Origin of the sequence: Marinobacter sp. Hex_13 (assembly GCF_001566815.1) — a bacterium.
GTDB lineage: Bacteria > Pseudomonadota > Gammaproteobacteria > Pseudomonadales > Oleiphilaceae > Marinobacter > Marinobacter salarius.
Genome location: NZ_LSMM01000002.1, coordinates 127,283 through 144,554, shown reverse-complemented (window position 1 = coordinate 144,554; position 17,272 = coordinate 127,283). Strand labels below are relative to the sequence as shown.

The window sequence follows — 17,272 nt, the reverse complement described above, 5'->3', positions numbered from 1 at the left end:
GCCCAGACAATGATTCGGCGTCAGCTCTCGCCTTCCACCTGGGGTGTCAGTTGGGTCAGCCTGGCGGTCAGGAACTCCATTACAATCCGTACCCGTGCCATCTGTTGCGTGTCGTGGTTCACCATCAGCCACAGGTCAACGCCCTCGCCTTCAAGTGGCTCCGACAGGCGCGTCAGCTCCTTGGTACTGTCGCCCAGGTAGCAGGGCAATGCCGCCAGCCCTGCCCCGGCCCGCGCCAGGGCGTGCATTGCCTGGAGACTGTTGCAACGGATGATGGACGACGCATTCTTCAGGTGCTTGCGATACCACCGCCCCGTTGCCAGGTGGCTAAAGCTCTCATCCGGCAGAATCCAGAGCGCCTGCTCCGGCGAATGCTCAAGGTCCAGGTCGGTATGACGCTTACGGTAGCTGGTAGCAGCGTAGATAGCCGACTCGATCGTGCCTATTCGCTCCCCTTCCAGTGTGGCCTGGGGTTTGTTTACCGGCCGCAGTGTCAGGTCTGCCTCGCGGTGGCTCAGGTTCAGCACATCGTTGTCGGTGAGCACTTCCAGTTCGATGTCCGGGTATTCCCGGACGAGCTCTGCAATCATCGGACTGATAAGGGCATTCACCATGGTGTCGGTGGCCGCCAACCGGACCTTACCGACGGGCGCTGAATCCTGCCCGACCAACTGCCGTTCAAGATTTTCCATATCGGCGGCCAGCCTTTCGGCTTCGCGGAATGCGGTTTCACCCACGGGTGTGAGTTGCAGACCATCCCGGTTGCGCTCAAAGAACTGAACGCCCATCTGCTCTTCCATCTGATCCAGGCGACGAAGCACCGTGGTCTGGTGAACGCCCAGCATCTCACCGGCTTTGGCAAGGGTTCCCCCTATTGCCAGGGCGTGTATATATCGAAGATAATCCCAATCCATAGATACTGCATATTTGCAACGTGAGTACGGAGTTTAACGTATTTAAACTGCAAATACGAAGCCGTAAACTTCTTTATATAGTCAGCTAACCAATATTTTAATCCACCAGATAAGGAGGAAGGCGCTATGACTCAAGACCATATCGCAACCGTACACCCGCTGCCGTCCAGTATCCTCCACAACAGTACTGAGGTCAGGCGCCAATATACCCGTGCAGCTGCAAAGCAAGCCGTACAGGTTATCAGCCGGAAGATGAATTCCTGGAGAAAGAGGGCAGCAACCGCGTCGCCGGAGATGCCCCAGATGATGCAGGGCGAGCACTAAGCCCGTCCCTGTATGGGAAAGTAAGGGAAGACAGATTTCGAAAACACCGGTGGCCCTGGATACCCAGGCTCACCGGTGTTTTCGTTTTGGGGATCAGAACTCCCAGATCACCTTTTGCTTCTTGCCAAACCACTCGTCCATTTTGCGGTTGTAGAAGTCCTCGATCACATTCCGCTTGATCTTCATGGTGGGTGTGAGCATACCGTTTTCCATGGTCCAGGGTTCTTTCACCACCACCACGAACGCCAGCTTCTCATGAGCCTCGCACCCACTGTTAACGGCGTCCAGCTCCGCAGCCAGCTCCCTCTCCAGCTCATCACGACTGCCTCCTGCTTCCAGCGCTTCCCGTGCTTCTTCGGATAACAGCACCATCAGGCAGGGCTGAGGTTGGTTGGCTCCCGCCACGCACACAACCTCTGCCTTGGGATGATTAAAACGGCTTTCGATGGGCACTGGCACCACATACTTGCCCTTGGAGGTTTTGAAAAGATCCTTCACGCGGCCAGTGATGCGCAGATACCCCTCGCTGTCGATCTCTCCCATATCCCCGGTTTTAAGGAAGCCATCCTCGGTAACGTCCTCGCGGGTTTTCTCTTCGTTCTTATAGTAGCCCAGCATCTGGCCGGGGCTCTTGACCTGCACTTCGCCATTCTCAGCCAGACGATGCTCCGCACCAGGATTGGTGACACCCACGGTACCCACCTTGGCCCGGCCCGGGCGATTGGCATGAGAATAGCCGAAGTTTTCCGACATCCCATACACCTCCAGCAGCTCCAGCCCAAGGTTCCTGTACCAGCCAATAATTTCACCCGAGAGCGGTGCCGCCCCCGTGAGGGCCGCACGGCAGTGATCCAGGCCCAACTGCTTCAATACCTTCTTTTTCACCAGTTTGTTCAGTACCGGAATATTGAACAGCACCTTCTGCTTCTTCGGCGGCAACTTGCTGTTGATGGCCAGGTAGAACTTCATCCACAGCCTGGGCACCGAGAAGAACAGGGTCGGCCGGGCTCTTTGCAGATCTTCCTGGAAGGTGTCCAGGGAATTGGCAAAATACAGGTGGAATCCGTAATAAAGCGACTGGGTTTCCACCGCCGCACGTTCAGCAACATGGGCAAGAGGCAGATAGGAAAGCATTCTTTCATCCTGGGTGACAGGGAATATCTGCTGCAGCCCATCGGCGACGGAAATCATGGTGCGAAAACTGTGCATAACGCCTTTCGGGCGACCGGTGCTTCCAGACGTATAAACCAGGGTGGCCAGGTCATCAGGGTCCGGCAAGCTGGGTTCGGCCGGCTGCTGCTGGGCGATAACGTCCAGCCATTTCGGCGTGTCGTCCCGGGGCGACATCGGCAAAGAAATAACCGGCAGGTCTCCGGGAATGTGGCCCTTGATATCGTTCCAGCCGTCCGCCTTGCCGTCCAACTTCCCCAGGAACAGCAGTTTCGCTTCACTGTGCTCCAGCACATACGCTGCTGTCTCACCATTGAGCGTCGGATATAGCGGAACTGAAACGTGGCCGGCAGCCCATATGGCGAGGTCTGACAGGATCCAGTGCGCACTGTTCTTGCCAAGAATGGCGACATTGCTGCGTTCCGGCAGGCCCAGTGTTGCCAAGTGAGCCGACATCCGGGACACCTGGTCGGCGGCCTGTTTCCAGGTAATGTCTTCGGTGGTGCCATCCGGAAATGGCTGGGTCAGGTATACCTTGTCGGGGGTTTGCTTTGCCCAGTAATACAGGCAGTGGAGGGACGTTTGCTTGTTGCTGTCTGCAGCCATCAAGGGCTCCTTATTGTTGTCGTCTTTTCTGACGTTATTTTTGGGCAACTAAAGCATAGTACCTGTATTTCCCGTTTCCTCAAGCCTGGGCGATGGTGACGGGCCAGCTGGCCCACACGGACAACTCCCGGGCTTTCGCCCGACAGGATTGCAGGGTAACCTCCCGGGTCGCGCCAGATAACATTGCCAAATAAGGATGGGTTTCCCCATGCAAGAGTTCATTCTGTACCACTACGCCATGTCGCCTTTTTCCGAAAAGGTCCGGGCCATGCTCGGCTACGCCGGCCTTTCCTGGCAGTCTGTTATCGTCCGGGAAATGCCGCCCCGGCCTATGCTTTCCGCGCTGGCGGGCGGTTACCGCAAAGTTCCCGTGGCCCAGAGTGGCGCCGATGTGTTCTGCGACAGCCGCGCCATCGCTGACGAAATCGCACGCCTGAGTGGCAAACCGGAACTGAGCCTGGCCAACCAGCCGCAAGCAGTCATCGACTTTGTGCGCACCACGGACCTTGAGGTGTTTCTTGCCTGCGTGATTGCCGCCAGCGATGGCCGCATGCTGCGGAAGCTGATCCGCGACACGTCGCTGCTGAACGCCTTACGCTTCCTCAAGGACCGCATCACCATGGGCACAAAGTCCCGCGTGAAAGCGGTACGAGGGCCGCAGGCAAAAGCCAAGGTTATGGCGCACATCGAAACCATGGAGTCGATGCTGGCGAAAGACTTTCTGTTTGGTGACACCCCCTGTATTGCGGATTTTTCGGCCTATCATGGCCTGTGGTTTGTCTGCGATCTGGCGGGCAAACCCTGGCTGCGGGACGCTCCCAACGTGGCAGCGTGGCTGGAGCGAATGAAAGCCTTCGGACACGGCAAACCTAGTGAGATCACCGCTGACCAGGCATTGGACATTGCCCGCAATGAAACGCCGCGAGCCATTGAGTCTGCCGGTGGTAATGAGCTAACAGGAAAGAATGTCGAAGTCGCACCCGATGACTACGGGCGCGACCCGGTCGCAGGACGCCTGGTGTTCGCAGATGAGCAAACCCTGATTCTGGAGCGTTCCCACGCGCGTGTCGGGCAGGTCCATGTCCACTTCCCGAAACAGGGTTATGCGATCAAGCCGGCCTGATGCCTCAAGCCGGCTCGCCCTTCTGGCCGGCACTTTCGAAAGCGGCCAACACTGACGACAGGAAATCATCCATTAACGAGCGCGGCGCGGGGTTGTTTTCGCCGCCCCGCTCGTTCTGGAGCCGCTGGATATCGTCCAGCAGTTCCTGCATGAGCCCTTCCATTGCCTGAAGGTCCATGCCTTTGGCAACCGACTCCTGAGCAAGCCCCTGGATATCCCGGGCGAGACTGCCAAGCGGTCGCAACTGCATGTTTGCGGAGGGCTCGGATGAAGGCTCACGGGATACAGACTCGTAAGCAGCGGCAGACACCATCCGGGTAGCAGAGAGGTTCAGGCTGAAGCTCGCCAGTTCATCCCCGCCCAAACTCAACGACTGGGCCGCTTGAAAGGCACCCTGGATATCGCCGTCGAAAAAACGGCCAGACACTTGCTGCACTTTGCCAAAAAGATCCGCGAGCGCGGCCTTCTCGCCGTCATCCAGACTGCCCTCCACCGAGAATGCATAACGCCCCGAAAACAGGCTGGCCGAGCGTACTTCTTCAGACCGGACGCCATCACTCTCGCGGGCACTTGCCGACATCGCCGAGTAGCGTTGCTCCTCCATGCGAACGGTCACACGGTCGCCGTCACGGGTGGTGACCTCAAACGCAAAAGACTCTTTGCTGGCGCTCTCCACCATCGCCGCTGCTACCCGGCTCTCTGACGGCATCCCGTTTTGCAGATACCGCGATTCCAGATCAGACAAACCGTCCTGGATGCGCGTGAAGCTGTCGTCGATATCACGATTCAATGTGTCCGTCATCAACCCCAGGGCTTCGATCTGCTCCCGCGCCTCGGAGAACCCCTGCTCAACACCACGGCGTGCATCGGAAAGCAGGCCTGCCAGGCGCTCCGAGTCTGCACCGGCAGCCGCTTCCTTTTGCAGGCGCTGCTGGACGAAGCCCAGCACGCGGCTGGCCACGTCGGCGGCGGTCGGCGGTTCGAATCGATTTCGGGTGGAGGCAGATGTGTCGGGGCCGGATGCCCCGAGTCGTTGCTGAAGCTGTTGTTCAAGCCTGCTTCGAAGTGCGTTAATAGCATCCTCGGGCGTGCGGATCGCCCCCCTGCCCTGTTCCCGGACCTTGGTAGGCTCGGGGGCATTGTTTGTCGACCGGCTTCCCGATGGCTCCGCGCCGGAGCGACCTGGCATTCCGGAACCGGGAATATTAATTGGAGAAACCATACCCTCACCCCTCATCAGCGCTGTCTGCAGGCAGGACATGGGATGCTTCCGCAGCCTGCCCCTGTTTATCGGCAGACCGGCGGCAGGCATTAAGAACGTTTCGGTATTAGCACCAGATGATTAGGCAATTCGTTTTTCTCGCGGGTTGCGGGCAACTGCTCCCGCAGGTGCTGGCCGCAACTTTCGATGCAACCGAGGAAGCCGGCCAGGGTATCGCCACTGCGAACCTGGTTGGTAAAGGTGCCGACAATCTCTTCCCAAACGCCGTCGCTGACCTTATCGGCAATGCCCTGATCCACCAGAATTTCAACATAGTGTTCCGCTTCCGAGACGAAAATCAGCATGCCAACGCCGCCCTGGGTGTGATGAAGATCCTGCTCCAGGAATTGCCGCCGGGCCATGTTGGACGCCCGCCAGAAGCGAACAGCCTTTGGAACCAGATGATGTCCCACACCCGGAAACCGAAACAACAGGCATAACAGGATAAAGGTCACCCACTGAACCACCAGCAACCAGTCCGCGCCCAGCGAACCGGTAAAGTAATTGATCGCTCCGGGCACCAGTAGTGCAATAACCCCGGCCCAGAGCAGAGGGATATAGGAATAATCATCGGAGGCTGCGGCAAGAACCGTTACCAGTTCCGCGTCGGTCTCACGCTCCACCTCTGTGATGGCCGCAGCCACCTGTTGTTGCTCACTGTCTGTTAGTAACGTCGTCATGTTCGTTCCGGTGTTGCTGAATCAATAGGTTCGCTGTCTACTCGCGTTGAGTCGCTGGTTTACCAACCGCCGGAGGCACCACCGCCGCCGAAGCCACCGCCTCCGCCGCTGAAGCCACCACCGCCAAAACCGCCGCCGCGACCTCCACCAAGACCACCAGCGAGCGCACCGGCCAGCAGGGCACTGCGGCCACCACGGCCCCCGCCGACACCGCCTCTAAAGAACGCAATCAGCACAATGACGAAAAACAGGATGCCCAACGCCGGATGGGGCCGGTCGTCTTCGGCTGCCTGGCGACTGGACTTCGGAACCGCAAGTGGCTCACCACCCAATACCTGAACCATGGCCGCAGCACCGTTGGCAATGCCGGTGGCAAAATCCCCCTGCCTGAACGCCGGGGTAATGATCTGATTAATAATCGTGGCGGATGTGGCGTCGGTCAGTCGACCTTCGAGGCCGTAGCCAACCTCGATGCGAATCCGCCGCTCATCCTTGGCTACCAACAGCAACGCACCGTTGTCTTCACCTTCCTGGCCAATTCCCCAGTGGCGACCCAACTGGTAGCCAAAGTCTTCAATGGCATAGCCCTGAAGGTTCGGCAGCGTCACCACAACCACCTGTTCGGTCGTTGACTGCTCGTGGGCCTCCAGCATCTGGCTGAGGCGACGTTCAACTTTGGCGGGCAGCATGTCGGCGCGGTCCACCACGCGACCGGTCAGGTCGGGGAAATCAGGAGTGGATTGCGCCTGGGCATTGGCCTGGCACAGCACAATCAAGGCCAGAAAAACGATAACGGGGTGGAAACGAACAGGCATCAGAACTCCACCTGTGGCGCTTCCTGGGCATCGGGGGTAGTGGCCTCGAAGTTGGCCCTCAACTCAAGGTCGCTGTAAAGCATGCTGTGCCAGAGACGGCCTGGAAAGGTCCGGATTTCCGTATTGTAGCGTTCAACCGCCTGGATAAAGTCACGCCTTGCGACCGAGATACGGTTCTCCGTACCTTCCAGTTGCGACTGCAACGCCAGGAAGTTCTGGTTTGACTTCAGATCCGGGTAGCGCTCTGAAACCGCCATCAGGCGGCTGAGCGCACTGCTGAGTTCACCCTGAACCTGCTGGAACTGTTTCAGCTTCTCGGGGTTGTTGAGAATGCTTTCGTCGACCTGAATAGAGGTCGCCTTCGAGCGCGCTTCGGTGACTGCCGTCAGGGTTTCCTGTTCCTGATCCGCAAAACCTTTCACCGTTTCAACGAGGTTCGGCACCAGATCCGCCCGCCTCTGGTACTGGTTCTCCACCTGCGCCCAGGCTGATTTAACCTGCTCGTCATACGTTGGAATGTTGTTGATGCCGCAGCCTGTGAGCAGCATGGCCAGCAAGGCCAGAGCAGCAAGCTGAAAGGGCGTTTGGCCTGGGCTGGCCATGGGTCGGTCGTGCATAGCGTATCGGTTCCTTGATGGTGGGTCTGGTCATCGCCGGCCTAAGACACTATCACATTTTTCCGCCCGACATCTGCCGCCCAGGCGACCGAAAACACTGTATACATATACAGATACCTTAAGTATACTCACCGCAGATTCAATGAACCCCACCAGACACGACAACGTGCGGGAACACACTGGAGAACGTCATGGCCGTACAAGCGCTGTATTACTCGGAGAGGGATGGACTGGAGATGGCACTGAAACACCCCGACACAATGCTCTTCTCGTCCAAAGCGGAAGCCGATGCCCGGGACAAAGTCCTGGAACTGGCCGAGGAAATCACCCAGTTTCTACAGGCGCGAGTTGAGGGCCTGGATGAAGCCATGGCGGAAAAAGCGGCACTCGCCATTGCCGAGGAAAAGGACCTGTTCGCCAAGGCCCTGAAAAAACCCTCATTGCTGAACGAAACCACCGACGCATAACCCAGAATGGGCGGGGAGGCGCTCATTCACCACACGCCTCCCCGCCTCGGTACGTCTGCGCGGATCAGTCTCCCAGGGGATTGATATCCCCAATAAACCTCAACATATCCGCCATGGTGAAGGTTCCTGGCGTGGCTGCCGGCAGGGATGGTTTCCAGTCTTTGCCCTCCTGCCAGAGGAACGACTGCTGATCACCGTGGATCAACCCCACGAACACCTCGGACACGATGGCTGCCCCAACCGGGCCCAGCCGGTCACCGGCCTCTTTCACCTGCGCTTCCTTCAGGATGTAGTACCACAGCGGTGTTGACTCATGCAGCCCCTGGCGCTTGGCTTCCTCGCCATCCGGCCCGGTCGCAATTTCATCGGCAGTCAACGCATTGGCTACGCCCATTTCACGGGCCACATCCTGGCCGGAGGGCAAGCCCAGGCTCACGCCGCGCTTGAGATTACGGAAAGCCAGGTTACCGCCACCACCCGGCAGATTATGAAGTTCCTCCACCAACAACGGGTCCAGTTTCCGCGACGGATTGAATGGCATCGACGATGGACGGTCAAGGTCGTGGAAGCGCCGCCAGTCGATAATCCAGTTGCTGGGCAACACACTGACTGGCGTTGGCCCGGTGGGAGGCTGCGGTGCGAGATTTCCAATAATGTCCCCAGACAGTCCGGAGAACGCAAACAACAGATCAAAACCGGTATCCGCGAAGATCCGGTTGTGGCTATAGCGCTGGCGCACCATGCTGTGCCCCAAACGATAGGCCGCCACTGAAAACTCCACCGGCATGTAAGGGGTTTTCTTGAACCGGTAGTACTGCCGGCCATCGTTGAGAATTCGGTCGGTCGCACCTTCCCCGCACAGACGCTCCATCCAGTCGTGGAGCACCATCCACTGATAGTGGTAAGTCACGGTTTTCCTGGCTTCAGTCAGGAGCTGTTCAGCCGCTACGCCCTCGCTCTGCAGCTTGTCACACACAGCGTTATGGAACTTCAGGAAGGCCAGGTGGGTCTGCGCAACCAGCAGGTTTTCATCGTTGCGCGGGTCACCAATCAATGCCACGCCTTCCGGGCTGCGGGGAAGGTCGTTGGCAAAATCGCCGGTGATGCCACCAAAATCGACGTTGATGTTCCGGCCAATCACCAACTTGGGACCACGTTGCGAAGGGTCCGCCGGGTTCCTGGCATACAGATGGGGTGAGCCGTCAGGGCCGAGACCATAGACATTATCCAGGTCCAGCGCCGGGGTACGGAAGTTCTCCAGTCCCAGCGGGTCCCTTTTCTTATCGGACAAAGAGCTCAGATCGAGCGTGATGTCGTGGTCGACAAACTGGCCAAAGTAGGTGTAACCGCCCGGAATGCCCGGATTGTCCAGTGAACTGTCCGTCGGATCGGGATCCAGCATGGCTTCCGCCAGCGCCTGTAACTTGTTGTCTGGCACATCCAGGGCCGACAGGCCCGGAAACATACGACCAAACATGCCTGGGTCATCGTGGCCGGATAACTGGTCAAGCCCCTTGCGTGACGGGTGCCGTCCGCCCATGCCATGGCCGGGACACATGTTGACTTTCTTGTACGTTTTTTCGCTCGTTTCGAACGTTTCCTTGATATTCATTCCTCTCTCCCATTTGGACTATCAGGTCCTCAGACCGTCGAAGCCGCGAACAACGGCCAGGGCGTCGTGCCCTTCGCGACGAGCCCCAGGGAAATAGCAGCTTCCATGCCAGCGAGATATCAAGTGAAAAAACCGAACTACGGGTCCATCGGAATCCCATGCTCAAACAGGCAGTTAACAACAACAGCCAGGCACATTCAGGACCGACAGCCAACATTGGACAACTTCCACGACCGCCGGAAAACAGCACGCCTGCATACATTGCTGACAGCGGGTGACGACGGAATTTTTTCAGGAGAGCACGAAAAAGTACGGATTTGAGATTTTTGCAGACAGGAGCCAACACAATCACTGCACTTTAAACACATTTACAGAGTTTTCTGGTTTGCTTTACACCCTACGTATCAAAACTTGACACTTTTTAGCCGAACGCCCTTGGCGTTTTCCACTTCGAGCTCTAATGACCAGCCCCTATCTCAGCCCTAAATAGCATTGCCCCGTAAAATCAGCCACCTGAATGGGTACAGACCTGGGCGAGGAATCAACACTCAGACGATATGTCGCATATGCAAAGATGTTGAAACTCATTACAGCTTTTACAAACCATTTCCGGAAATACTGGTATCAACGCCTGAAACGCGTCTCCAGAACCACCGCCGAATTGGTTCGCTCCACACCCTCAAGATTGCCGATTTCGTCCAGAACCGCACTCAGCTCCTCCAGGGACTGAGCCTGGACGATGGCAATCAGATCATACTCGCCGCTGACAGAATACAACTGGGATACCTGGCTGATCTGTTCCAGGGCTGCGTTGGTTCGAGCCGTCAGCTTCTGGAAAACCTTGATCGACACATGGGCCTCCACCTGGGTTGCCGTATACTCGCCTCCAAGCTCAACGGAATACCCGCGAATCACGCCACTCGCTTCGAGCTTTGCAATGCGGTTCTGCACCGTTGAGCGCGACAGGTCCAGTGCCCTGGCCAGGTCCGAGACACTGCAACGGGCATTCTGGCGCAGGTGTAATAGTAGCCTTTGGTCCTGCTTGCTGATCATATCGACATCATTCCTGGTCAAATTGCCATAATATATCATCATTTATCATTTTTTGACGCTACAAAATGGCACTACACCCCATCATACTGGCCCTGCCACTCTCCGCTTCCAGCGGTCAGCAGATGAGGACATGTCTATGATTATCCGCCCGGTTGCCCTCTCAGACCTCGCCGCTCTGCAGCAGATTGCCGTGGAATCCGGCCCCGGTTTCACCTCACTGGTCGATGACCGTGATTTCCTGACCCAGAAAATCCGTCATTCCATGGACAGTTTTAACCGCCATACCGGTACCCCAGGCGACGAAGGCTATCTGTTCGTGTTGGAAGACCCGGAAACCGGCGAAATCATGGGTACCACCGGTATTGAAGCCTCTGTAGGCATCCGACGCCCTCTGTATCATTATCATCGCAGCCAGGTCGTTCACCACTCGCCGGAACTGAATCTGCTCCGCCGACTGGAAGTCCTCAACATGTGCAATCATTACACCGGTTGCAGCGAGATCTGCACACTGTTTTTGCGGCCCAGGTTTCGGCGGGCGCACGCGGGCAAGCTGCTCTCCCGGGTTCGCTTTCTGTTTATGGCCCAGCATCCGCAGCGTTTTGCTGAGACTGTCATCGCTGAAATGCGGGGCATCTCGGACGAAGGCGGGCAGTCGCCCTTCTGGGATTGGTTGCGGACCCATTTCGTGGATCTTGATTTCAGCACGGTGACACGCATGGTGGGCACGGGCGACAACGGCTTTATCGCCGACCTGATGCCCCGACACCCGCTCTACACCCATTTGATGGACGAAAACGCCCGCGCTGTTATCGGGCAGGTACACCCGCAAACCCGTCCGGCGCTGGCCATGCTCGAAGCCGAAGGGTTCCGCCATAATGGTTACGTGGATCTGTTTGATGCCGGCCCGACCGTTGAGGCGAGACTGGCCGATATCCGCTCGGTATCGACGTCCGTCGGCTGCCGTATCCAGATTGTTGATGATGTGCGACCGACGCTCGAGGAATGGAACCGGGGTGGCCAGGGCCGACTGTTGGCCATCACCAATACCGAAACGGCGAATTTCCGCGCCACCGTCACCAGTGCTGCCCGATACCTGCCTGCTCACAATCTCCTGCAGGTACCGGCAGCACTGGCAAAGTCGCTTAATCTGCGCAACGATGGAGAAGTCCGTTTCATGGAACTTGCAGCCGCACAGAGCGGAGCTGCGACCACAGCCATTCCACTGCGCCAACAACAGGAGGCCATCCATGCACACCGATAGAGATACTTTGTTCCGCCACCTTTGGGACAATTACTGCGAGGTGACACCCTCGGCACAGGATATCCACCGGTTGCTGGATGACACCCAGGGCGGCGAAATTGTGAATGACCACATCGCCCTGCGTACCTTCAACATCGAGAAGGTAAACCTGGACAAACTGGCCGCGCACTTCCTGGCGCTGGGATATCACGAAGGCGGCGACTATCACTTCGACGCCAAGAAACTGTACGCAAAACACTACGAGCATCCGGATCCGACTGCCCCCAAGGTGTTCATTTCCGAATTGCTGGTTGATCAGTGTTCCGGGTCGCTGCAATCCATTGTGGAAGGCCTGGTGAGCCAGATGGACCCTACCGCCGTCACCCGGGACGACTTTCTCTATTCCGGTCGTCACTGGGATGTCGACCACGCCACCTACCAGACCCTGCTGGAGGAAAGTGAATACGCGGCCTGGGTAGCGGCTTGGGGTTATCGGGCCAACCACTTTACGGTGAGCATCAATCATCTCAGCCGATTCAAAACCGTGGCTGAAATCAATCAGACCCTCAAAGACAACGGTTACCGTGTGAACAGTTCCGGAGGTGAGATCAAAGGCTCTCCGGAAGAGCTGCTGGAACAATCTTCCACCATGGCGGACCGCGCCGACGTCCGGTTTACAGATCAGACGGCGGCCATACCAAGCTGCTTCTACGAGTTCGCACGTCGCTATGCCAAGCCTGACGGAGAGCTCTACAGTGGCTTTGTTGCCGCCTCGGCGGACAAGATTTTCGAGAGCACGGACAGCCGAACCTGAAGGACAAAGCCTTCAGGTCGTTACCAGTTCCTCACAGATGACCTTCAGGCAGGCTGGCCTGCATTGAGCACGAAGTGGTGTATCGCCGGCGATGTCCCCATCCATGGTGACCGTTCGGCGCGAACGGGTGGTGATCGACACGGTCGGGCTTTTGAGGTGAACCACTGTGCTGGTTCGTTTCGGAGAGTTACGGCTCAACCGCACCGTCAGAAAAGTCATGAAAAGCTGGAACAGCGAACGCGGCCTCACGGCCACGACATCCAATTGACCATCCCCTGCCGACGCTTGGGGAATCTCGTTGCCACCGCCGAAAAAAGCACCGGAGGACACCGCAATGGTCAGCCACCGCCCGGCCACGGTTCCCTTCTCGGTTTCGATGAGGCCATGGAAACCCCGATACACCCGCAGTTTCTGCAGCAACGCTACGCCATAGCTGAAGCGACCGAGAAGTCGTTTGGCGTCCGCCGACGACTCTCGAACCGGCAATGTGCCGAGTCCGATATGAGCCACGTTCAGAAACAGACCGTTATCGGTGGTGGCTACGTCCAGCATACGGGTCCGTCCTGCCGAGACCAGATTGCAAACATGCTGGGGATCGTCAGGCAGCCCCAGGTTGCGGGCAAAATCATTGGCGGTCCCGGAAGGCAGAACCGCGAGGGTAGCGCCGGTATCGAGACAAAAACCGGCCGCCGCATTTACTGAGCCATCGCCTCCAGCCGCGAGGATGAAGTCCCTGGGGCCCACCTCTTCGGTCCAGCTCTTATCGTCAAGACTGCAATCCCGGATATCGACAATGCCCGCACTTTCCAGGTAATTTCGCCAGAACTCAGCGCCACGATTGTCCTTTTCCCCGGCGTTGGGGTTGGCCATCAACCAGTAAACCATTGCATACCGTCTTCCTGGGTCTGTTTTGGATTTTTGACGTACTAAGGTATAAGCCATGGTAGCGGAACTTGCCATCAACATGGTCAAGGTTTAACGGCGCTGTAACGCCGCCACCGACGAACTAAGGGAGACCGATGCTGGAAGATGTCAATGTTGTCTGGCTGGGGTCGATTGCCAGCCTGCTGGCAGGCCTTGGGACAGGTGTCGGCGCCCTGGGTGTATTCCTGGTCAGAAAGCTCACGCCACAGCTGCAGGACGGCATGCTCAGCGCAGCTGCGGGGGTCATGCTGGCGGCGTCGTTCTTCTCGCTACTACTCCCGGGCATCGAATACGGCGAGGAGCTCACCGGCGCTACCTGGAGCGCCGCGTTGATGGTTATCGCCGGCCTTCTCATGGGCGCAGGCCTGCTCTTCAGCATTCATCAGCGGCTACCCCACGAACACTTCACCCTGGGCCGGGAAGGCCCTGACAGCGCACGTATACGCCGGATATGGCTGTTCATCATCGCCATTGCCCTGCACAACTTCCCTGAAGGCATGGCCGTTGGCGTCGGGTTTGCCGGTGGTGACATCGGTAATGGGGTGGCCCTGGCGGTGGGCATTGGGCTTCAGAACATCCCCGAAGGCCTGGCCGTGGCCGTCTCCCTGCTGGCCATCGAGCACTCACGCCTGAAATCCTTCGGGATCGCGGTGCTGACCGGGCTGCTCGAGCCCGTTGGCGGGCTTTTCGGCAGCACCATGGTATGGCTGGCAGAACCCATCATGCCGTGGACCCTCGGCTTCGCGGCCGGTGCCATGCTGTTCATTATCAGTGATGAGATCATCCCCGAGACCCATCGTGGCCGCTTCAAGACCCTGGCCACCTTCTCGCTTCTGGGCGGCTTCGTCATCATGATGTTCCTTGACGCCACGCTGGGTTAGCCGGGAAACAACACCCTCGCCATACCGATGCTGCTGACGATCAACAGCACAACGCCCAGCACCCGGAAGAAGATCGGTGTTTCCGCCTTCAGCATGCGGTCGTGAACGTAAAGCCCGATGACATGACCAATGGCAGCGCAGGGTAACAGCCACAGGTGGTGGATCAGCTGCAGGTCGACGCCCACCCAGATAAACGCCGCCATTTTGATCACCACCAGGATGAACCAGAGTGCGAACAGGGTGTCCCGCAGGCGCTCTTTCGGCAGATGCTGCGCCACAACGGCAATAATCAGCGGGGCACCAATCAGGGACGTACCACTGATGTAGCCGCCCACCATCAGAAACACCGCGTCCACAGTCCGGCTGCCGCTGCGAAAAGGCCGGTCAAGGATGTAGGAGATGGAGTACAGGGACACAATCACAAAGATAATCGTGCTCATGATCTCTGACGGCAGTGTGATCAGTCCGAACACCCCGATCAGCTTGGGCACGATCATGATCGCCAGAATCCGCCAGAGATAATGCCAATCGACCGTACCCACGACCGCCGCGCCATCATCACCCGTACCCGACGACTTGCGATTATTCATCCAGATGGTCAGGGAGGAAAACACCAACAGGTGCACTGCAATGATGGGCAGGAACACCAGCGGGTCGTCCAGCACCAGCAGCAGGAAAGGCAGTGAAAGCACCGCCCCGCCGAATCCCAGCCCGGAACGGACAAACCCGCTCCAGATAAAAATCAGGCCAATCAGGACATACTGGTACAACGCCAAGTCAGACATAGAGGTATCGAGGTTCCGGGAGCCAGGTTCGCGAATACAAAGGTGTATGAGCATACCTGCCGGGAAGCCCTTACTTCCAGTAACAAACTGGCTACTTTTCTACAACGGAAGAAATGACAGAAAGCGCCTAGTTTTTAATCAATGCCTCCGGTAAAGCCGCCGGACAGAATTTCCGACAAGAACAACAGCCAGGCAGGAGGTGGGCCCTTCTGCCCGTGGTAAATGGAGAACAGCCATGTCAGCAGCAGTTGATCATCTGGACGAACGGCTCCGGGACGACGGAGAATCACTTGAGGAGATCATGCCCTCAGCCATCACCCTGGCCATGATGTTGCGCCACCGGACGATGGCGTCGTGGATGCGAATCGAGTTTGACGGCTACAGTGATACTTCGGAACTCCCGCCCTACCGGCGCGATGTTCCCGGCCATATCGTGGCCCGCTCACCCCAGTATGGCTGGATCCCCGCCCCGGTCGACGACAAGCAGAAGCAGGACTTCGGCCATCGGGACATGCCAGAAGGCATCAAATCCCTGGAAAAAACCTGTATGGCCTGCAAGAAAGGCACGGGCCACCGTATTGTTTTCGACAAAGAGGAAATGGCCACGCTTCAGGCGCATATCAACCTGACCGCCGAACTGGCCATTACCATCAGCAGGGACAGCTATAACAAGCTGCTTCGCGTTGTTCGCTGCGCCCTGTATCTCTGGGAACAGGAACTCATGGAACACGGGCTCAGTGGAGACCACAATTCCTACAGCACACAGGAACGGGAAAAAGTTGCCCACCTCGATGACCCCGAGAAGTTCTGGCGCAAGGCGCTTGAGGATAACGCCGACCTGCCCATTCCCGACGTGCGGGAAACCGGGTTCTTCGAACGTTTCTTCGGGCGGACAGGCTGACACAGCCTCTAGCGTTTAACGGTCTGTCAGCTTGATCTCGATACGTCGGTTCTGTCGCAGCGCCTCGGCAGAACCGCCCGAAGCAACCGGGAAAAACTCCCCGAAACCGGCAGCTACCATGCGGTTCTGGGGAACGCCTGCAGAGGCGAGGTAGCGCACGACGGCGACTGCCCTGGCCGTGGAGAGTTCCCAGTTCGAGGGAAACGCTTCGGTATTGATGGGAATCCGGTCGGTGTGACCGTCGATGCGCAGAATCCAGTCGATATCCTCGGGAATGGCGTCCACCACGTCCAGCAGCACTTCTGCCAGTTTGTCCAGCTCCTGTTGACCCTCCTGCCCAAGGCTGGCGGAGCCGGAGGCAAACAGCAATTCCGAAGGTAACAGGAAGCGATCGCCGACAATGCGGATGTTCTCGTTATCCTGCAGAATATCCCGCAGCCTGGCGAAGAACTCCGACTGATAGCGTTCCAGTTCATTGACTCGTTCGGCAAGCAATGTATTCAGGCGCTTTCCCACCTCTTCAAGTTCGGCTTCCTTCTCGGCGGTGAGGTCCTCCTGTAAACGCAACGCAGCGGTGATGCGGCCGAGCTGATCCTGCAGCGCCGCAATCTGGTTCGAAAGCTGCTGGATGATTGCGCGCTGGGAAGCCGTCAGTTGCTCTTCATCCTCCAACTCCGACTCCGCCCTGGCGACGGCCTTGCCAAGATCTTCAACCCGCAGGGCCTGGGCCTCGGCATTGTATTGTTGCTCCAACCGCCGGGCCTTCTCCTCCTCCAGCTCCTCACGAAGTGTATCGTTCAGCGCGAGGCTTTCGCTGAAGCGGTTCTGGACCGCCGCCATCTCGTTTTCCAGGGCGGCGGTCTCTTCCTGCTCAAGACCAAGCAACCGGGAAATTTCCTGCAAGCGGCTATTGAGCCTGGCCAGTTCCGAATCCCGATCCGAGAGGGTTTGCGACAGGTACAGCTGGCTGACCACGTAAATCAGCAGCATGAAGATGATCAACATCAGCAGTGCCGACAACGCATCGACGTATCCGGGCCATACGTTGATGCTGCTGCGGGTTCGACGCCGGGAACCGATCATGG

Annotated in this window: 18 protein-coding genes; 7 read left to right on the top strand and 11 right to left on the bottom strand. The window is 57.8% G+C overall.

The features are described from left to right. Positions 1-20: 20 nt before the first annotated feature. The gene (locus tag AXW11_RS01970) at positions 21-914 is read right to left on the bottom strand and encodes a LysR family transcriptional regulator (RefSeq protein ID WP_091640855.1); all 894 of its coding nucleotides are present in this window, start codon (positions 912-914) and stop codon (positions 21-23) included. 126 nt (positions 915-1,040) lie between these two features. On the opposite strand from AXW11_RS01970, the gene AXW11_RS01965 reads away from it, so the two are divergent. Then, a complete protein-coding gene (locus AXW11_RS01965) occupies positions 1,041-1,238 on the top strand; it encodes a hypothetical protein (RefSeq protein ID WP_036209452.1) in 198 nt (65 codons plus the stop codon). 93 nt (positions 1,239-1,331) lie between these two features. On the opposite strand, the gene AXW11_RS01960 is transcribed toward AXW11_RS01965, so the two are convergent. Beyond that, positions 1,332-3,014: an AMP-binding protein gene (locus AXW11_RS01960; RefSeq protein WP_036209447.1), complete on the bottom strand. Its 1,683-nt coding sequence runs from the start codon at positions 3,012-3,014 to the stop codon at positions 1,332-1,334. A gap of 208 nt (positions 3,015-3,222) precedes the next feature. Between AXW11_RS01960 and AXW11_RS01955 the strand changes: the two genes are divergently transcribed. Beyond that, the gene (locus AXW11_RS01955; RefSeq protein WP_041332341.1) at positions 3,223-4,137 is read left to right on the top strand and encodes a glutathione S-transferase family protein; all 915 of its coding nucleotides are present in this window, start codon (positions 3,223-3,225) and stop codon (positions 4,135-4,137) included. Positions 4,138-4,141: 4 nt separating this feature from the next. Here the strand turns inward: AXW11_RS01955 and AXW11_RS01950 are convergent, their stop codons facing one another. From AXW11_RS01950 to AXW11_RS01935, 4 genes are all read right to left on the bottom strand, one after another. After that, the gene (locus AXW11_RS01950; RefSeq protein WP_143071120.1) at positions 4,142-5,359 is read right to left on the bottom strand and encodes a DUF5610 domain-containing protein; all 1,218 of its coding nucleotides are present in this window, start codon (positions 5,357-5,359) and stop codon (positions 4,142-4,144) included. An 89-nt stretch (positions 5,360-5,448) separates the two neighbouring features. Further along, positions 5,449-6,078: a TPM domain-containing protein gene (locus AXW11_RS01945; RefSeq protein WP_041332340.1), complete on the bottom strand. Its 630-nt coding sequence runs from the start codon at positions 6,076-6,078 to the stop codon at positions 5,449-5,451. 59 nt (positions 6,079-6,137) lie between these two features. Further along, a complete protein-coding gene (locus tag AXW11_RS01940; RefSeq protein ID WP_036209438.1) occupies positions 6,138-6,893 on the bottom strand; it encodes a TPM domain-containing protein in 756 nt (251 codons plus the stop codon). Further along, positions 6,893-7,495 (bottom strand): LemA family protein, encoded by a 603-nt coding sequence (locus AXW11_RS01935; RefSeq protein WP_041336953.1) that lies wholly within the window; start codon positions 7,493-7,495, stop codon positions 6,893-6,895. The genes AXW11_RS01940 and AXW11_RS01935 overlap by 1 nt, the downstream gene beginning before the upstream one ends. Positions 7,496-7,701: 206 nt before the next feature. Here AXW11_RS01935 and AXW11_RS01930 point away from each other — a divergent pair, with 206 nt between their 5' ends. Then, positions 7,702-7,977, top strand: a complete 276-nt coding sequence (locus AXW11_RS01930) for a YebG family protein (protein WP_007152627.1) — start codon at positions 7,702-7,704, stop codon at positions 7,975-7,977. 64 nt (positions 7,978-8,041) lie between these two features. On the opposite strand, the gene AXW11_RS01925 is transcribed toward AXW11_RS01930, so the two are convergent. Beyond that, positions 8,042-9,589 carry a peroxidase family protein gene (locus tag AXW11_RS01925; RefSeq protein WP_085679639.1) on the bottom strand — a complete coding sequence of 516 codons (1,548 nt, stop codon included), beginning with the start codon at positions 9,587-9,589 and terminating at the stop codon, positions 8,042-8,044. 624 nt (positions 9,590-10,213) lie between these two features. Beyond that, the gene (locus AXW11_RS01920) at positions 10,214-10,642 is read right to left on the bottom strand and encodes an Lrp/AsnC family transcriptional regulator (RefSeq protein WP_040474313.1); all 429 of its coding nucleotides are present in this window, start codon (positions 10,640-10,642) and stop codon (positions 10,214-10,216) included. Between the two features lie 130 nt (positions 10,643-10,772). Between AXW11_RS01920 and AXW11_RS01915 the strand changes: the two genes are divergently transcribed. Next, a complete protein-coding gene (locus AXW11_RS01915; RefSeq protein WP_082040547.1) occupies positions 10,773-11,903 on the top strand; it encodes an arginine N-succinyltransferase in 1,131 nt (376 codons plus the stop codon). Then, positions 11,890-12,696, top strand: a complete 807-nt coding sequence (locus AXW11_RS01910) for a DUF1338 domain-containing protein (protein WP_041334185.1) — start codon at positions 11,890-11,892, stop codon at positions 12,694-12,696. The genes AXW11_RS01915 and AXW11_RS01910 overlap by 14 nt, the downstream gene beginning before the upstream one ends. A gap of 12 nt (positions 12,697-12,708) precedes the next feature. Here the strand turns inward: AXW11_RS01910 and AXW11_RS01905 are convergent, their stop codons facing one another. Next, positions 12,709-13,581, bottom strand: a complete 873-nt coding sequence (locus AXW11_RS01905; protein ID WP_041334184.1) for a diacylglycerol/lipid kinase family protein — start codon at positions 13,579-13,581, stop codon at positions 12,709-12,711. Positions 13,582-13,715: 134 nt separating this feature from the next. On the opposite strand from AXW11_RS01905, the gene AXW11_RS01900 reads away from it, so the two are divergent. Further along, entirely contained in the window at positions 13,716-14,501 is a 786-nt protein-coding gene (locus AXW11_RS01900) for a ZIP family metal transporter (protein ID WP_036209419.1), read from the top strand. On the opposite strand, the gene AXW11_RS01895 is transcribed toward AXW11_RS01900, so the two are convergent. Beyond that, the gene (locus tag AXW11_RS01895) at positions 14,498-15,286 is read right to left on the bottom strand and encodes a TSUP family transporter (RefSeq protein ID WP_075197021.1); all 789 of its coding nucleotides are present in this window, start codon (positions 15,284-15,286) and stop codon (positions 14,498-14,500) included. The two genes, AXW11_RS01900 and AXW11_RS01895, sit on opposite strands and share 4 nt — an antisense overlap. 235 nt (positions 15,287-15,521) lie before the next feature. Between AXW11_RS01895 and AXW11_RS01890 the strand changes: the two genes are divergently transcribed. Next, entirely contained in the window at positions 15,522-16,187 is a 666-nt protein-coding gene (locus AXW11_RS01890; RefSeq protein WP_041334183.1) for an AbiTii domain-containing protein, read from the top strand. Positions 16,188-16,202: 15 nt separating this feature from the next. Here AXW11_RS01890 and AXW11_RS01885 read toward each other — a convergent pair whose 3' ends face one another. Then, complete coding sequence (locus AXW11_RS01885) at positions 16,203-17,270, bottom strand: peptidoglycan -binding protein (protein WP_041334182.1); 1,068 nt, start codon at positions 17,268-17,270, stop codon at positions 16,203-16,205. Positions 17,271-17,272: the final 2 nt, after the last annotated feature.

What these genes read in the sequence shown, in the direction of transcription:
- AXW11_RS01885 (WP_041334182.1), bottom strand. Translation starts at nt 17,270, where the DNA reads ATGATCGGTTCCCGGCGTCGAACCCGCAGCAGCATCAACGTATGGCCC.
- AXW11_RS01950 (WP_143071120.1), bottom strand. Translation starts at nt 5,359, where the DNA reads ATGGTTTCTCCAATTAATATTCCCGGTTCCGGAATGCCAGGTCGCTCC.
- AXW11_RS01900 (WP_036209419.1), top strand. Translation starts at nt 13,716, where the DNA reads ATGCTGGAAGATGTCAATGTTGTCTGGCTGGGGTCGATTGCCAGCCTG.
- AXW11_RS01955 (WP_041332341.1), top strand. Translation starts at nt 3,223, where the DNA reads ATGCAAGAGTTCATTCTGTACCACTACGCCATGTCGCCTTTTTCCGAA.
- AXW11_RS01905 (WP_041334184.1), bottom strand. Translation starts at nt 13,581, where the DNA reads ATGGTTTACTGGTTGATGGCCAACCCCAACGCCGGGGAAAAGGACAAT.
- AXW11_RS01945 (WP_041332340.1), bottom strand. Translation starts at nt 6,078, where the DNA reads ATGACGACGTTACTAACAGACAGTGAGCAACAACAGGTGGCTGCGGCC.
- AXW11_RS01935 (WP_041336953.1), bottom strand. Translation starts at nt 7,495, where the DNA reads ATGGCCAGCCCAGGCCAAACGCCCTTTCAGCTTGCTGCTCTGGCCTTG.
- AXW11_RS01965 (WP_036209452.1), top strand. Translation starts at nt 1,041, where the DNA reads ATGACTCAAGACCATATCGCAACCGTACACCCGCTGCCGTCCAGTATC.
- AXW11_RS01920 (WP_040474313.1), bottom strand. Translation starts at nt 10,642, where the DNA reads ATGATCAGCAAGCAGGACCAAAGGCTACTATTACACCTGCGCCAGAAT.
- AXW11_RS01930 (WP_007152627.1), top strand. Translation starts at nt 7,702, where the DNA reads ATGGCCGTACAAGCGCTGTATTACTCGGAGAGGGATGGACTGGAGATG.
- AXW11_RS01915 (WP_082040547.1), top strand. Translation starts at nt 10,773, where the DNA reads ATGTCTATGATTATCCGCCCGGTTGCCCTCTCAGACCTCGCCGCTCTG.
- AXW11_RS01910 (WP_041334185.1), top strand. Translation starts at nt 11,890, where the DNA reads ATGCACACCGATAGAGATACTTTGTTCCGCCACCTTTGGGACAATTAC.
- AXW11_RS01970 (WP_091640855.1), bottom strand. Translation starts at nt 914, where the DNA reads ATGGATTGGGATTATCTTCGATATATACACGCCCTGGCAATAGGGGGA.
- AXW11_RS01925 (WP_085679639.1), bottom strand. Translation starts at nt 9,589, where the DNA reads ATGAATATCAAGGAAACGTTCGAAACGAGCGAAAAAACGTACAAGAAA.
- AXW11_RS01940 (WP_036209438.1), bottom strand. Translation starts at nt 6,893, where the DNA reads ATGCCTGTTCGTTTCCACCCCGTTATCGTTTTTCTGGCCTTGATTGTG.
- AXW11_RS01890 (WP_041334183.1), top strand. Translation starts at nt 15,522, where the DNA reads ATGTCAGCAGCAGTTGATCATCTGGACGAACGGCTCCGGGACGACGGA.
- AXW11_RS01960 (WP_036209447.1), bottom strand. Translation starts at nt 3,014, where the DNA reads ATGGCTGCAGACAGCAACAAGCAAACGTCCCTCCACTGCCTGTATTAC.
- AXW11_RS01895 (WP_075197021.1), bottom strand. Translation starts at nt 15,286, where the DNA reads ATGTCTGACTTGGCGTTGTACCAGTATGTCCTGATTGGCCTGATTTTT.